Source organism: Pseudomonas sp. 1L-C-7-B-C1, assembly GCF_057291635.1.
In genome coordinates, this window is the sequence record NZ_JBXAWH010000002.1 from 399,290 (window position 1) to 413,311 (window position 14,022).

Consider the following 14,022-nt stretch of genomic DNA (forward strand, 5'->3'; position numbering starts at 1 on the left):
CTTGCTCGTTGGCAGCGTTACTGACCGAACCGCGCCAGCTGCATTTCCTGCAATCGGCTCAGCGTGCGCCGAAACGCAAACGCCAGATAGCCCTCGGTGTACAGCTCGGCCATTGGCATCGCGGCTTCGACGTACAGCGGCACCTTGCGGTCATAGCACTCGTCGACCAGGGCGATGAAGCGCCGCACGCCATCGTCATAGGGCGACAGTTGCGGCAGCTCGCGGTCCCCCGCTGTGACCTGTTCAACGCCATCCTCGGTGCCACGGGCAATGCGTCCCTCGCGCTGGGGTGCGCTCAACGCCGGCACTTCACTCAACAAAACGGCCTTGTAACGATCGCAGAGCTCGATGAAATCCATCGCCGCCAGCGGTTGCTCGCACAAGTCGGCATAGCGGCACCAGATCACGGTTCTACTGCTGCGCACCACCGGCACATGCCGCCTTCCCAGCGGCACAGGCTGAGTCGACACCGACTCGCCGCTGCTCAACGTTTCGAACACCTCGACCAGCGCGCCCGGCCCCTGCTCCGCCTTCACCCAGTAACGCTGCTGCGCCTGACCGGGATGCAGCCGGTGGTCCTCGCCGCCGTCGACCGAGACCACCTCCATGAAGTGATTGATCGCCGTGATCGCGGGCACGAAACGCTCGCGGTTATGCCCGGTGGCGTACAGTTGCTCGGGCAATTGATTGGAGGTGCAGACCAGCACCACGCCCTCGTCGAACATCGCGCGCACTAGACCGCCGAGGATCACCGCATCGCCGATGTCGTTGACGAACAACTCGTCGAAGCACAGCACGCGCACGTCCTGGGCCAGTTCCCGGGCCAGCACCTGCAGCGGCTGGGCCACGCCGGTGAGCTGGAACAGGCGCTGATGCACCCAGCGCATGAAATGATGAAAATGCTGGCGCCGGGCCGGGACCTGCAGGCTGTCGTAAAAACGGTCCATGAGCCAGGTCTTGCCGCGCCCCACCGGGCCCCACAGATAAACGCCTTTGACCGCGCCGCCGCGCTTGCCGTCGTTCAGCGCCTGCCAACACGCCTGCAAATGCAGTGCGGCATTGCGCTGGGCTTCGTCAGGCTGAAAACCCTGGGCATCAACGGCCTGCTGCCAGGCCTCAAATGGAGACAGAACGGTCATCAAAACGCTTCATTCGGCAGTGGAAGATTGATCGTGGCGTCTGGAATACGAGGCGCCCAACAGATAAAAACAGCCGCCGGCAATGATGAACGCCGCCAGCATATAAAACATGAAATGCGCCGACTGGGTCGCCAGGGCGAAACCGCACAGTACCGGCCCCAGGGCGCCGCCGAGGTTGGAGAGGTTCTGCGCGCCGTAATACATGCCGCGCAAATGGGGGGGTGCGATGCGGTCGATGAACATGTACTCGGCCGGGAACACGATGATCTCGCCGAGGGTGAACACCGCCACCGCCAGCGACCAGTGCAGCACCGTCGTCGACAAGGCAAACCCGACCACGCCCATCAGGAACAGGCTGAAACCAGCAGTCAGCCACTGATTGAGGTACTGATGGCTGATGCGTTTGCCGACCAGGTACTGCAAGCAGATCACCACTGCCGCGTTCACCGCGACCACCGAGCTGATCACCTGATAAGTGAATTCCGGCGTGGTTGTGGTGACCAGGTATTGCGACAGGTAGGCCGTGAACTGGCCAAATACCACCGCGCTGAGCACGCCGCCGACGGTGAAGCACACCAGCCGGTAATCCTTGAGCAGGATGCGTCCGACGGCGATGAAGGAAATCGGTGCGTTGGCAGGGTCCGCCGAGCTCAGCTTGCGGTCCCCGTACATCGCGTAAACCAGGAAAAAACCCAGGCCCAGAGTGGCCGACATCACGAACGGCAGCTTCATGTTCCAGTGCGCCAATCCTGCGCCAATGAATGGCCCGACGGCATAGCCGATATTGATCAGGGTGTAGCGCACCGAGAACACTTTGCTTTGATCGGCCACTGGCAATAGCTTGCCAAACGCCGCCTTGACCACGATATCGATGACCGAATACGCGAAATTGAAGGACACCAGAAACAGGAAGAACAGCCACAGCTTGCCGGTCACGCACATGCCGATGAAACCGGCGACGAAGAACCCGGTGAAGCTGAGGATCAACCGATAGCTGGACAGTTTGTCAGTGAGGTAGCCGCCATACAGGCTCAGCAACGAGCCGACAATCAGCGCCCCACCGACGACCAGGCCGATGTCGCTCATGCTCAAAACGAAATTCGAAGACAGGTAAATCACCAGATACGGCAAGGTGATTGCCCTGCCCAGCGTCAGAAACAGCGACGAAGAAAGCAGGAGATTGACTGAAGCCGGGTAGTGTCTGAGCGCAGCGAGCATCCGTGTTCTGTCCTTCATGACGTGCCGAGCCTTGATGACGGGAATCGGCGTGCTGTTTGAGGGAAACATCCTTACACAATCAGGGGTAACGGGACACATGAAGAATGAGTAAAACGCGGCAGGGTGTGGCATCCCACCGACTGGCCGTCTGCGTTCACATTCCGTAACATCCCCTCCCTTTGCACCCCGCCCTTCAGGAATTTCATGAAACCCGCCCGTCTTCGCGCCGATGTCCTCGCCGGACTCACCACTTCTTTCGCCCTGGTGCCCGAGTGCATCGCCTTCGCGCTAGTCGCGCACCTCAACCCGCTGATGGGCCTGTATGGCGCTTTCATTATCTGCACGCTGACTGCGCTGTTCGGCGGGCGTCCCGGCATGGTTTCCGGCGCGGCGGGTTCGATGGCCGTGGTCATTGTGGCGCTGGTGGTGCAACACGGCGTGCAATACCTGCTGGCGACGGTGTTGCTGGGCGGGTTGGTGATGATCGCGTTCGGGCTGCTGCGCCTGGGCAAGCTGGTGCGGATGGTGCCGTATCCGGTCATGCTCGGGTTCGTCAACGGCCTCGCGATCGTCATCGCCATGGCGCAGCTGGAGCATTTCAAAAGCGGCGAAAGCTGGCTCAGCGGCACCCCGCTGTACCTGATGATCGGCCTGGTGGCCCTGACCATGGCCGTGGTGTACCTGCTGCCGCGGCTGACCCGCTCGGTACCGCCCGCACTCGTTGCCATTCTCGGCGTCGGCCTGCTGGTGTACCTGTTCGACCTGCCGACGCGCACCCTCGGCGACATGGCGCACATCGCCGGCGGTCTGCCGGGCCTGTCGCTGCCGGACGTGCCGTGGAATCTGGAAACCCTGCGGATCATCGCGCCCTACGCGATCCTGATGGCGCTGGTCGGTCTGCTGGAAACCCTGCTGACCCTGAACCTCACCGACGAAATCACCGAGAGCCGCGGCTACCCCGACCGCGAATGTGTCGCCCTCGGCGTCGCCAACCTGGCGTCCGGCCTGTGCGGCGGCATGGGCGGCTGCGCAATGATCGGTCAGACGGTGATCAACTTGAGCTCCGGCGGCCGCGGTCGTCTGTCCGGCATCGTCGCCGGCGTGATGATTCTGATGTTCGTGCTGTTCCTCTCGCCCCTCATCGAGCGCATTCCGCTCGCAGCGCTGGTCGGCGTGATGTTCGTGGTCGCCCAGCAGACCTTCGCCTGGGCGTCACTGCGGGTGCTGCGCAAAGTCCCGCTGAACGATGTCTTCGCGATCATCGCCGTGACCATCGTCACCGTCCTCACCGATCTCGCCACCGCCGTGCTGTTCGGCATCCTCATCGCGGCGCTGAACTTCGCCTGGCAACAGGCCCGCGAGCTGTACGCAGACAGCCATGTCGAGCCCGACGGCAGCAAGATGTATCACCTGCACGGCACGCTGTTCTTCGCTTCCACCACGCCGTTCCTCGATCAGTTCGATCACCTCAACGATCCGCAGCACGTCACGCTGGACTGCCGCCACTTGATCTTCGTGGACTATTCCGCCATCGCGGCGCTGAAAACCCTGCGCGAGCGCTACCAGAAGGCGGGCAAACACCTGCGTGTCGTGCATCTGTCGGAACGCTGCAAAAAGCTGCTCAAGCGCGCGGGGGTTCAGCACGCTTGAGATGAGCATCGAGCCTCAAGCGCGGCTTAGCTGATAGCACGCACAATCGCCTCGGTCGCCACCACCTGCGCGTACTCACCGTGCAGGTTCGCCAGCGACATGGCGTGGATGTCCTCGGCACTGCGTGGCTGACCGAAGAAGTCCGCGCCGTCGAAGGTGAAGCAGGCATCGTGGGGCACGATGACCTCGAAGCCGAGATTGCCGCCAGTGCGCGCGGTCGACTCCACGGAATTGTTGGTCACCACGCCGACGATCACCACCTGATTGATCCCGTCCGCACGCAGCCAACCTTCCAGCGCCGAATGGCAGAACGCATCGGGCACTTGTTTGTGCAGCTCGCCTTCGTCGTCCCACGGCATAAACGCCGGTTGAAACTCGACACCTGATTGCTGCGGCCAGAACACCGAATCCGGTGAGCGGGAGAAATGCCGCACATGAATCACCGTGCGGCCGCTGTCGCGCCAGGCGCTCAGCAGTTCCAGCATGCGCTGCTCGGCGTCAGGGTTGTTGCGCCGGCCCAGCTTGGGGTGGTTGATGCCCTGCTGCATGTCAATAAGAACCAGCGCCGCTTTGTGATGGATATCCACTGCTCTTCCTTTCATGACTTAAGGGGCGGACCCCGCTTCGCTGATTGTTTGACGTTGAATTCAATGGGACCGCACTTTCTGTAGGAGTGAGCTTGCTCGCGATTCCATTTTTCAGCGACATCAATGTCTGCGGAAAGAACCTCTTCGCGGGCAAGCGCGCACCTGCAGATATTTTGTCGCCCACTGACCGCAATCGCGAGCAAGCTCACTCCTACAGGGGCTGCGTCAGCAGCTATGGTTTCCATCGTTAAACCGCACTGAAATGCCGCGCCCATTGTTGTTCGGCGAACTGTTCGATGATGAAGTCGACGAACGCGCGGGTTTTGCCCGGCAGTAATTTGTGCCCACTGTAATAGATGGAAATGTTGCCGTCCTCGACGTACCACTCCGGCAGCACCCGTTGCAGCGCACCGCTGCGCAGGTATGGCAGCGCGAACGGCATGCTCACCAGCGCGACGCCCAGACCCTGGCTCGCCGCGCGGCAGGCAGCCTCGGAATCGCTCAGGGTCATGCGCACCTTCATGCGCAGCGGGCTTTGCTCATGACTGCGATGGCTCAGCGGCCAGGAACGGATCCGCCCGGTTTGCGGCGAACGGATCAGAATGCCGTCACAGTCGTGCAAGTCGTCCGGATGCGTGATGCCTTCGTGGGCTTCCAGCCATTGCGGCGACGCGACCAGCACGCGGTGAGCGGGCGCCAGCTTGCGGGCGACAACGCCTTGGGGCAGATCGAAGCCACCGCCGATGGCTGCGTCGAAGCCCTGCCCGATGAGGTCAACCTGCCGGTTATCGAAATGCCAGTCGGGGGTGATGGCCGGATAGCGGCGCAGGAATTCACCCAGCAGCGGCACCACGTACAGGCATCCGAACACGGTGCCGACGCTGACTTTCAACGTGCCGGCGGGACTGCCTTCGGCGCTGGCCAGGTTGGCGACAGCGTTCTGGATGGTGTTGAGGCTGGCACTGACTTCGCCGAGAAACCGCTGGCCGGCCTCGGTCAGGGTCAACTTGCGCGTGCTGCGCTGGAACAGTCTCACGCCGAGCTTCGCCTCAAGCTTGGCGACGCTCTTGCCCACCGCGGCGGGTGTCAGGCTCAGCCGGCGTGCAGCCTCGGCAAAGCTGCCGACCTCGGCACTGCGCACGAAGCATTCAATGCTGCTGAAGTTTTCCATCGCACTCACTCACAACTTCCGGTTTACACAGACTATCTCGATTACCGGCTACCGCACGGGTAATCGTCGGCAGATACTCGTGTCCATCAACCCACTCTTCACCTCTATCGGAGATCGACATGACGCACCCCACTAATCTGATCGGCAAAACGGCATTGGTACAAGGCGGCTCCCGCGGCATCGGCGCCGCGATCGTCAAACGGCTGGTGGAACAAGGCGCAGCAGTGGCCTTCACCTTCGTCAGCTCGGAAGCCAAAGCACAGGAACTGCAAGACAGCATCACCGCAGCCGGCGGCAAAGCCCTGGCCATCAAGGCCGACAGCGCCAACGCCGAGGACATTCGCGGCGCCGTCGCCAAGACCGTGGAGACGTTCGGCGGCCTCGACATCCTCGTCAACAACGCCGGCGTGCTGGCCATTGCCCCGCTCGAAGAATTCACCCTTGAGGATTTCGACCGAACCCTGGCCATTAACGTACGCAGCGTCTTCATCGCCAGCCAGGAAGCGGCGCGGCATATGAAGGAAGGCGGTCGCATCATCAACATCGGCAGCACCAACGCTGATCGCATGCCCTTCGCCGGTGGCGGCGTCTACGCCATGAGTAAATCGGCGCTGGTCGGCCTGACCAAAGGGCTGGCCCGCGACCTCGGCCCACGCGGCATCACCATCAACAATGTCCAGCCCGGCCCGGTCGACACTGACATGAACCCGGCGGACAGCGACTTCGCCGACACACTGATGGGCCTGATGGCCATCCCGCGCTACGGCAAATCCGAAGAAATCGCCGCCATGGTCGCCTACCTCGCCGGTCCCGAAGCGGGCTACGTCACCGGGGCCAGCCTGACCATCGACGGCGGCTTCGGCGCCTGATCCACGCGCCCTCGACGTCGACGCAAAGCCCCGGACCCTGGTAAGGAGCCGGGGCTTCGCGCTTTTTGCTTAAGCGCATGAAAATTCTGAAAAAAAGTTTTGCCTTCAACAAAGCTTTCGACTACATTAGCGCGCCTCGACAGACTGAACGTCTGAAGAGATACGGTGAAGTGTCCGAGTGGCTTAAGGAGCACGCCTGGAAAGTGTGTATACAAGAAATTGTATCGAGAGTTCGAATCTCTCCTTCACCGCCACATTAAAAAGATCCCCGCAACGCTCATGGCGTGCGGGGATTTTTGTTTCTGGCCCTTGGTAAACACTGTTCATGCAAGAGTGAACAGTGCTCACGAAGACGGCATGTCTACCGTCCGATCTTCTCAGGCCACAACGTCTCTTCGCGAGCAGGCTCGTTCCCACTGCGCCCTCATTGACTGGTAGGGCGGTGTGGTATCCGCCCCTGCTGGCAACATTCCATCCTGCAAACCGTTGCGTGACCCAACCCACCTGAATAACTAGAATCGCCCCGCGTTTATTTTTCCACGCAAAGCGTCGGAAAAATCGCCATTTGGGTGTCTTAGCAGCTAAGGTCTACCCGTCGTACTGTGAATGACTCCAATTCCCGTACACGGATAGCGCTACCCCAAAAGAAAACAGTCCGTATTCCGGCCCCCATTGCGCACCCGCGAGAGAGACATGCAGGGTGCGAATTCGCAGGAGAAGGTAAATGAATGGCATCGGTAAACGTTTGCGCCAAGAAAGAAAACGTTTGAAATTGACTCAAAGCGCGCTGGGCGCCATCGGTGGTGTGGAAGCCAACGCTCAGGGGCATTACGAAAGCGGGCAGCGGTTGCCCAGGGCAGATTATCTGTTCAAAATCGCCGCCGCGGGAGTGGACATCAACCGCGTTGTCACTGGGGTAGACGCCTCTGCCCGCGCTGAAATACCCACATTTTCGACGGTGGTGACGAATCAGGACAGGGAGAGCGCAACCGATCTCGACAGCTCGGAAAGCATGGTGAAAATCATCAGCCAGTTGCGCCAGAGCCTGTGGATCACGGCGAATGCATTGTGCGAAGTGACCCGACTGGTTGACTCCGAAGCACCGCGCTCGAGCGCCGACCATGTCGAAGATCACCTCAAGGTGCTGCAAGGTGACGCCGACATGTTCGCAGCACTCGCGCTGGCGAAAGTCCAGAAAGCCGCCCACGAAACCCACTGATCCCCATCAGCGTGACTGACAGCTGAACCTCTCAGATGGTAGCCTTGCGCCATCCAGGGAGGTTCCGATGATCAGAATTCCAGCACTGTCCGCCGCTGTCATGACGTTGCTCTTGTGCGACGTGGCAAGCGGCGACGTCTTCAAGTGCGTCGCCGCAAACGGCGCTATCAGTTTCGCCCAAAGCCCTTGCCCGACCTACGTGGGCGAATCCAGCGTGCAGCGGACGCCTCCGTCCCGGCTTTCCAGCGAGTGGGAGGAGACCGATTTCCCCTACCGTCTCAACAAGAACGCCACCGAAATTCTACAAGTGAGCCGACGCAGAAAGCTGATCATCACCAACGAGCGAGAAATTGCCGATCGCCTGCAAAGCATCCGCCCCCCTCCACCCGCGCTGCCTTCCACCTGCACCGCGCCGCGATACGACAGCGCCTGCTTCGATCCTTCGGGTGGCCGGGTTCGTCAGCCCGTCAAAAGCGGCCTGATGAGATCCTCAGGAAACTGACAGCGCCGTCTGCTTACTGATTACCCGCGGCTTGTCGCTTGTCGCTTGTCGCTTGCCGCTTGCCGCTTGCCGCTTGCCGCTTGAGGCTTGCCGCTCACCATTACTTCTCAATTCTCTGAACTAAGTTTTTACCGGCGCCGATGTGATGCCCCGTGAGAGCTGCTTACAGTCGGGCCCCATCGCCAGAATCACAAAAACGAGCCGGCCATGACCTCCACCGACACCCGCCACGACGCCGTTCAGCACGCGGCAAAAACGCTCATCGCTGCGTTCGCCAGCAACGACACGGATGCCTACTTTGCGGCATTCGCTGAAGACGCCACCTTCCTCTTCCACACGCTGCCCGCGCCCTTGCTGTCCCGCGCCGCTTACCGCGATGTGTGGGCGGGATGGCAAGCCGATGGCTTTGCCGTTCTGGGTTGCCAGTCGCGCAACGCGCACATCAGTCTGCAAGGCGATGTGGCCATTTTCATGCATGACGTCGACACCCACGTTCGCTCCGGCGATGAAGAAAGCCATTTCAGCGAGCGCGAAACCATTGTCTTTCGGCACTATGGCGCGCGCTGGCTGGCGTGCCACGAACACCTGTCGGTGAAGACAGGCTAGCGCGCACGCGCGCTCAGTGGCGAGTAGCCCCTCAGAGGCTGCCCCACCTTCAACACGCTGCTCAATCTGATTCATGGTCGCAATGCCGACCACTGCCAATGCCACGATCGGGTTCACCGGTCGAGATAACGGGCCAGCGTTTTTTGCGCCGGCCTTATAACAACACGACAGCGCGCAGGAATATCCCATGGGCCACCCCACCCCCACGATCGAAACCTTCGGGGTCGAACAGATCCCTGACCATCAGCGCGACGCTGCGCCCCTCGACCTGTTTCGTCTGACGTTCGGCGGCGCCAACACCTTCGCCACCGCCGTGCTCGGCAGTTTTCCGGTGCTGTTCGGCCTGTCATTCCAGGCCGGCGTCTGGGCCATCCTGCTGGGCGTTGTGCTCGGGTCGATCATCCTCGCGCCGATGGGTCTATTCGGGGCCCTCAACGGCACCAACAACGCGGTTTCGTCCGGCGCGCATTTTGGCGTTCACGGGCGCATCGTCGGCTCGTTTCTGTCGCTGCTCACAGCGGTGGCGTTCTTCTCGCTGTCGGTCTGGAGTTCGGGGGATGCGTTGATCGGCGGCGCCAAACGCATGGTCGGCCTGCCGGAGAATGACATCACCCTGGCGCTGGCCTATGGCATTTTCGCGGTGCTGGTGCTGGTGGTATGCATCTACGGTTTCCGCTTCATGCTCTGGGTCAACAAGATCGCGGTGTTCGCTTCAAGCCTGTTGTTCCTGCTGGGTATCCTTGCCTTCAGCGGCAGCTTCGATGCGGGCTTCGCCGGCACGCTCAATCGTGGCAGCGAGGGATTCTGGGCGGCGTTCATAGGCGCTGCGCTTCTGGCGATGAGCAATCCGGTGTCCTTCGGTGCCTTTCTCGGCGACTGGTCGCGCTATATCCCACGCCAGACATCGAAAAAACGCATCATGGCGTCGGTGTTTCTGGCACAGATCTGCACGCTGATTCCGTTTCTGTTCGGACTCTGCACGGCGACCATCGTGGCCACCCAGGCGCCGCAATACATCGCGGACAACAACTACGTCGGCGGCCTGCTGGCGGTCTCGCCCAGCTGGTTCTTTCTGCCGGTGTGCCTGATCGCGATCATCGGCGGGATGTCGACCGGCACAACGTCGCTCTATGGCACCGGGCTGGACATGTCGAGCATGTTTCCGCGCCTGCTCAACCGGGCTCAGGCAACGATTCTGATCGGCATCGCGGCCATCGCCTTCATCTTCATCGGCCGTTTCGCCTTCAATCTTGTGCAAAGCGTGTCGACCTTCGCGGTGCTGATCGTCACCTGCACCTCGCCGTGGATCGTCATCATGGTGCTGGGCCTGATCGTTCGCCGTGGCTTCTATCACCCGGCAGACCTGCAGGTGTTCACCCGTTGCCAGAGCGGCGGTCATTACTGGTTCGAGCACGGTTGGAACTGGCGGGGACTGGGCGCGTGGCTTCCGAGCGCGGCGGTGGGCCTGTGCTTCGTCAATTTGCCGGGGCAGTTCATCGGTCCGCTTGGCAATCTCGCGGGCGGCATCGACATCAGTCTGCCGATCACCCTTGGCCTGGCGGCGCTGTTGTACATCACCCTGCTGCGCACCTTCCCGGAACCGGTCGGCGTGTACGGCGCCATGGGTCCGCACCCGTTACTCGGCAATAACGCACATCGCAACGTAAAGAAGCCGATGGCGATCGGTTGACAGTCCGACGCCATTGACCCAGGGCTCGCTGCAAAGCGGGCCCTTTTCGTTGAGAACTTACCCGCGAGGCTACCCCGACCGACGGGTCGCGTGCCGCTGGCGCCAGTGATTCACATCACGCACAATCGCGACTCACCTCAGCATCCCACCCACAGCAACACGTCAGCTCGACCCACAGGAGATCACCCCCGCATGAACGCAAACGACTGGACCGAAGCTGCCTTGGCGAAGTACATCGTGACCAATCCGATGTTGCAGGCTGAAATCCAGGATTTGAGTCCGAAAGAGCAGCAACAGCAGACCCTCTGGGCTTTTGAAGACGAAGCCGAAAATCTGGGCATCCCGACCTGGGAGCTGGCGCTGACCTTCATTGCCGAAACCCCGGAGCAACTGAAGGAACTGCGCCTTGCTGCGCACAAGGAAGCAGCCGAGGCACTGGACATGGACTGGGAAGAGTACTGCGAATTGAACGAAGTCGAGGTTTAACCGCCCTGCTTGCGCTCCCCTTCAGGGTCGTCAGCCCCGGCGACCCGATCCCCTGACTTGCCAGTCATCCTTTACGCTTTACCTTGCCCTGCCGGGTGGGTAACGTCTGCGCCACTTCAAAACAAAAAGGACTCGCTCCATGAGTGATTTGGTCGCCTATCAACTCGATGACGGCGTTGCGACGCTGACCCTGGCCAACGGCAAGGTCAATGCCATCAGCAACGAGGTGGTTGCCGCATTCAATGCCGCACTCGACCGTGCCGAGCAAGACCGCGCCGTGGTGATCATCACCGGTCAGCCCGGGATCCTTTCGGGCGGGTACGACCTGAAAATCATGACCTCGTCGCCGGAAGCCGCCATGGCCCTGGTCGCCGAAGGTTCCACGCTGGCGCGGCGCATGCTGTCGTTCCCCTTCCCCGTCGTGGTCGCGTGCGGCGGTCATGCCGTGGCGAAAGGGGCCTTCCTGTTGTTGTCGGCGGATTACCGCATCGGCGTCGAAGGTCCGTTCAGCATTGGCCTGAACGAGGTGCAGATCGGCATGACCATGCACCACGCCGGCATCGAACTGGCCCGTGACCGCCTGCGCAAAAGTGCCTTCGGTCGCTCGGTGATCTGCGGCGAGATGTTCGATCCCAAGGGCGCGCTGCAGGCCGGCTTCTTCGACAAGGTGGTCGCGCCGGAAGAACTCACCGAAGCCGCGCGCACCGTGGCGCTGCAGATGAAGAAGATCAACATGCGTGCCCACAAGCAGACCAAGCTGAAAGTGCGCAAGGAATTCCTCGAGACCCTCGACCGGGCGATCGAGCTGGATCGTCAGATCCCGCTCTGAGGAACCCTCGACAACGCGCTGCGTCCCCGCAGCGCATTCCCCTGAAACATCCCGTTAAATTCCTGGTCCCCCGCCCGGCCTGTGGCCGATTGCCGATTCCAGTGCACATCCGTACACTGCGCGGCCTTTCGCCTACCGGGTGGTTTTTGCATGCTGTTCGTATTGCGTATGTTATTGATGGGCCTGCACTTTCTCGTCGCCGGCGCGCTGGGGCTTTTGCTGGGCTTGTGCCGCCCGTTCAGCCCTGACAACAGCCGCCTGTGTGCTCGCCTCTACGCCCTTCCCGCCATGAAAATTCTCGGGCTGCGCCTGAATGCGCAGCTCGACCCGCAGTTCGAGCAGGCAAGGCCTTGCGTGATCATCTGCAACCATCAATCCAACTACGACCTGTTTGTGCTCGGCAACATCGTGCCGCCGCGCACGGTCTGCATCGGCAAAAAGAGCCTCAAGTGGGTGCCGTTCTTTGGTCAGCTGTTCTGGCTGGCGGGCAACGTGCTGATTGATCGCGGCAACCCGCAGCGGGCGCGTCGCGCCATTCTCCAGACCACTGAAACCCTGCAACACAAGGACACCTCGATCTGGGTCTTCCCCGAAGGCACACGCAACAAGGGTCAGGGGTTGCTGGCGTTCAAGCGTGGGGCGTTTCAGATGGCGATCGAGGCCGGTGTGCCTATCGTGCCCGTGTGCGTGAGCACCTACGTGCGCAGCATGAATTTGAATCGATGGGACAGTGGTGAGGTGATCATCCGCACGCTGCCCGCGATCCCGACAGCGGGCCTGACGAGCGAAGACCTCCCGCAGCTCATCGCCCGCTGTCATGGCCAGATGCAGGCCGGCATCGCCAGCATGGACGCTCAACTCCGAGGGTCCACGGCCGCCATCCAAACGGACGCTGAACAGCACTGAAAAAACCTGCGAACTCGTTTAAATCCGCCGACTCTGATCAGGGAGCGCGCTAAGCTGCGCGTCAGTTCTCCCTAAAAGAAGAAGCAGACATTATGGGTCGAGTGGTTGCCGCTGCCGTTTACAGTGCCGGAAAGAAAGTCACCAATATCTCCCTCGACGAAGGCGCGACCTGGGCGGCGAAACCGGGGCATTTCGTCTGGATCGGCCTGGAGCACCCGGGCCTGGAAGAACTGACCACGCTGCAACGGCAGTTCAACCTGCACGAGCTGGCCATCGAAGACGCCCTGGAGGTCCACAGCCGGCCGAAGCTGGAAACCTTCGGCGACGCGTTGTTCATCGTGACCTACGCGCCGATCCGCGAGAACGGCAAGCTGATCTTCATCGAAACCCACATCTTCGCCGGCAAGGGCTACGTCATCACCTCGCGCAACGGTGATTCGAAGTCCTACGGGGCGGTGCGCCAACGTTGCGAGGCGCGGCCGTTGCTGCTGGAGCACGGAGAAGACTTCGTGCTGTATGCGCTGCTGGACTTCGTCACCGAGAACTACCAGCCGGTCACCGAGGCCATTCACTGCGAGCTCGAAGAGCTTGAGCACAACGTGCTGCGCAAGGACCTCAACGAGTCCGACATCCACCGCATTCACGCTCTGCGTCGCGATCTGCTGCGCCTGCGCCGCTATGTAGCGCCGATGGTCGAGATCGGTGAGGAGCTGCAGAAGCTCAGCTTCCCCTTCATCGACAAGAACATGCGCCCGTACTTCCGTGACGTGGAAATCCACGTCAAACGGCAGATGGAAGACCTGTCCAACCTGCGCGACATCGCCAGCCAGACCATCGAAATCAGCCTGCTGCTGGAGTCTTCCCGGCAGAGCCTGACCCAGCGCAAGTTTGCCGCCTGGGCCGCGATTCTGGCATTCCCCACTGCCATCGCCGGCATTTACGGGATGAACTTCGAGAACATGCCGGAGCTGACCTGGCACTACGGGTACTACATGGTATTGGGTGTCATTGTCGGCGGGTGCGGGGTGTTGTTCGCGAGCTTCAAGCGGTCGGGGTGGCTTTGACGGGTTGGCGCGCCATGGTATTGAATCTTCAATGACTCACCGGGTGCTCCCTCCGGGCTCGGCGTGGGGACTGACGAACTCTCAAT

Annotated in this window: 14 protein-coding genes and 1 tRNA gene; 11 read left to right on the plus strand and 4 right to left on the minus strand. The window is 61.2% G+C overall.

What is annotated here, in order from left to right; genetic code table 11:
- Window positions 1-17 precede the first annotated feature (17 nt).
- Together zapE and AC0Z8Z_RS05050 are read right to left on the minus strand one after the other, a co-directional pair.
- Entirely contained in the window at window positions 18-1,139 is a 1,122-nt protein-coding gene (gene zapE, locus AC0Z8Z_RS05045; RefSeq protein WP_485618172.1) for a cell division protein ZapE, read from the minus strand.
- Between the two features lie 9 nt (window positions 1,140-1,148).
- Window positions 1,149-2,357 carry an MFS transporter gene (locus AC0Z8Z_RS05050; RefSeq protein ID WP_485618271.1) on the minus strand — a complete coding sequence of 403 codons (1,209 nt, stop codon included), beginning with the start codon at window positions 2,355-2,357 and terminating at the stop codon, window positions 1,149-1,151.
- A gap of 204 nt (window positions 2,358-2,561) precedes the next feature.
- Here AC0Z8Z_RS05050 and AC0Z8Z_RS05055 point away from each other — a divergent pair, with 204 nt between their 5' ends.
- Entirely contained in the window at window positions 2,562-4,007 is a 1,446-nt protein-coding gene (locus AC0Z8Z_RS05055) for a SulP family inorganic anion transporter (RefSeq protein WP_122537888.1), read from the plus strand.
- Between the two features lie 26 nt (window positions 4,008-4,033).
- Here AC0Z8Z_RS05055 and AC0Z8Z_RS05060 read toward each other — a convergent pair whose 3' ends face one another.
- Window positions 4,034-4,594: a cysteine hydrolase family protein gene (locus AC0Z8Z_RS05060; protein ID WP_485618174.1), complete on the minus strand. Its 561-nt coding sequence runs from the start codon at window positions 4,592-4,594 to the stop codon at window positions 4,034-4,036.
- Between the two features lie 247 nt (window positions 4,595-4,841).
- A complete protein-coding gene (locus AC0Z8Z_RS05065; protein ID WP_485618273.1) occupies window positions 4,842-5,765 on the minus strand; it encodes a LysR family transcriptional regulator in 924 nt (307 codons plus the stop codon).
- Window positions 5,766-5,884: 119 nt separating this feature from the next.
- Between AC0Z8Z_RS05065 and AC0Z8Z_RS05070 the strand changes: the two genes are divergently transcribed.
- The 10 genes from AC0Z8Z_RS05070 to AC0Z8Z_RS05115 all read left to right on the plus strand — a co-directional run bounded on the left by AC0Z8Z_RS05070 (window position 5,885) and on the right by AC0Z8Z_RS05115 (window position 13,936).
- Entirely contained in the window at window positions 5,885-6,634 is a 750-nt protein-coding gene (locus AC0Z8Z_RS05070) for a 3-oxoacyl-ACP reductase family protein (protein ID WP_485618176.1), read from the plus strand.
- A 164-nt stretch (window positions 6,635-6,798) separates the two neighbouring features.
- A tRNA-Ser gene (locus tag AC0Z8Z_RS05075) sits at window positions 6,799-6,888 on the plus strand.
- Between the two features lie 470 nt (window positions 6,889-7,358).
- A complete protein-coding gene (locus AC0Z8Z_RS05080; RefSeq protein WP_485618177.1) occupies window positions 7,359-7,853 on the plus strand; it encodes a helix-turn-helix domain-containing protein in 495 nt (164 codons plus the stop codon).
- A 100-nt stretch (window positions 7,854-7,953) separates the two neighbouring features.
- The gene (locus AC0Z8Z_RS05085; protein ID WP_485618178.1) at window positions 7,954-8,355 is read left to right on the plus strand and encodes a DUF4124 domain-containing protein; all 402 of its coding nucleotides are present in this window, start codon (window positions 7,954-7,956) and stop codon (window positions 8,353-8,355) included.
- Between the two features lie 207 nt (window positions 8,356-8,562).
- Window positions 8,563-8,961, plus strand: coding sequence for a YybH family protein (locus AC0Z8Z_RS05090; protein ID WP_485618180.1), 399 nt, complete (start codon window positions 8,563-8,565; stop codon window positions 8,959-8,961).
- A 187-nt stretch (window positions 8,962-9,148) separates the two neighbouring features.
- Window positions 9,149-10,651 (plus strand): purine-cytosine permease family protein, encoded by a 1,503-nt coding sequence (locus AC0Z8Z_RS05095; protein ID WP_485618181.1) that lies wholly within the window; start codon window positions 9,149-9,151, stop codon window positions 10,649-10,651.
- A 192-nt stretch (window positions 10,652-10,843) separates the two neighbouring features.
- Window positions 10,844-11,137, plus strand: a complete 294-nt coding sequence (locus AC0Z8Z_RS05100; RefSeq protein WP_122537871.1) for a DUF6388 family protein — start codon at window positions 10,844-10,846, stop codon at window positions 11,135-11,137.
- A 139-nt stretch (window positions 11,138-11,276) separates the two neighbouring features.
- A complete protein-coding gene (locus tag AC0Z8Z_RS05105; RefSeq protein WP_122537869.1) occupies window positions 11,277-11,966 on the plus strand; it encodes a crotonase/enoyl-CoA hydratase family protein in 690 nt (229 codons plus the stop codon).
- A 150-nt stretch (window positions 11,967-12,116) separates the two neighbouring features.
- Window positions 12,117-12,872 carry a lysophospholipid acyltransferase family protein gene (locus tag AC0Z8Z_RS05110; protein WP_485618184.1) on the plus strand — a complete coding sequence of 252 codons (756 nt, stop codon included), beginning with the start codon at window positions 12,117-12,119 and terminating at the stop codon, window positions 12,870-12,872.
- A 92-nt stretch (window positions 12,873-12,964) separates the two neighbouring features.
- Window positions 12,965-13,936 carry a magnesium and cobalt transport protein CorA gene (locus AC0Z8Z_RS05115; protein WP_172611567.1) on the plus strand — a complete coding sequence of 324 codons (972 nt, stop codon included), beginning with the start codon at window positions 12,965-12,967 and terminating at the stop codon, window positions 13,934-13,936.
- Window positions 13,937-14,022 lie beyond the last annotated feature (86 nt).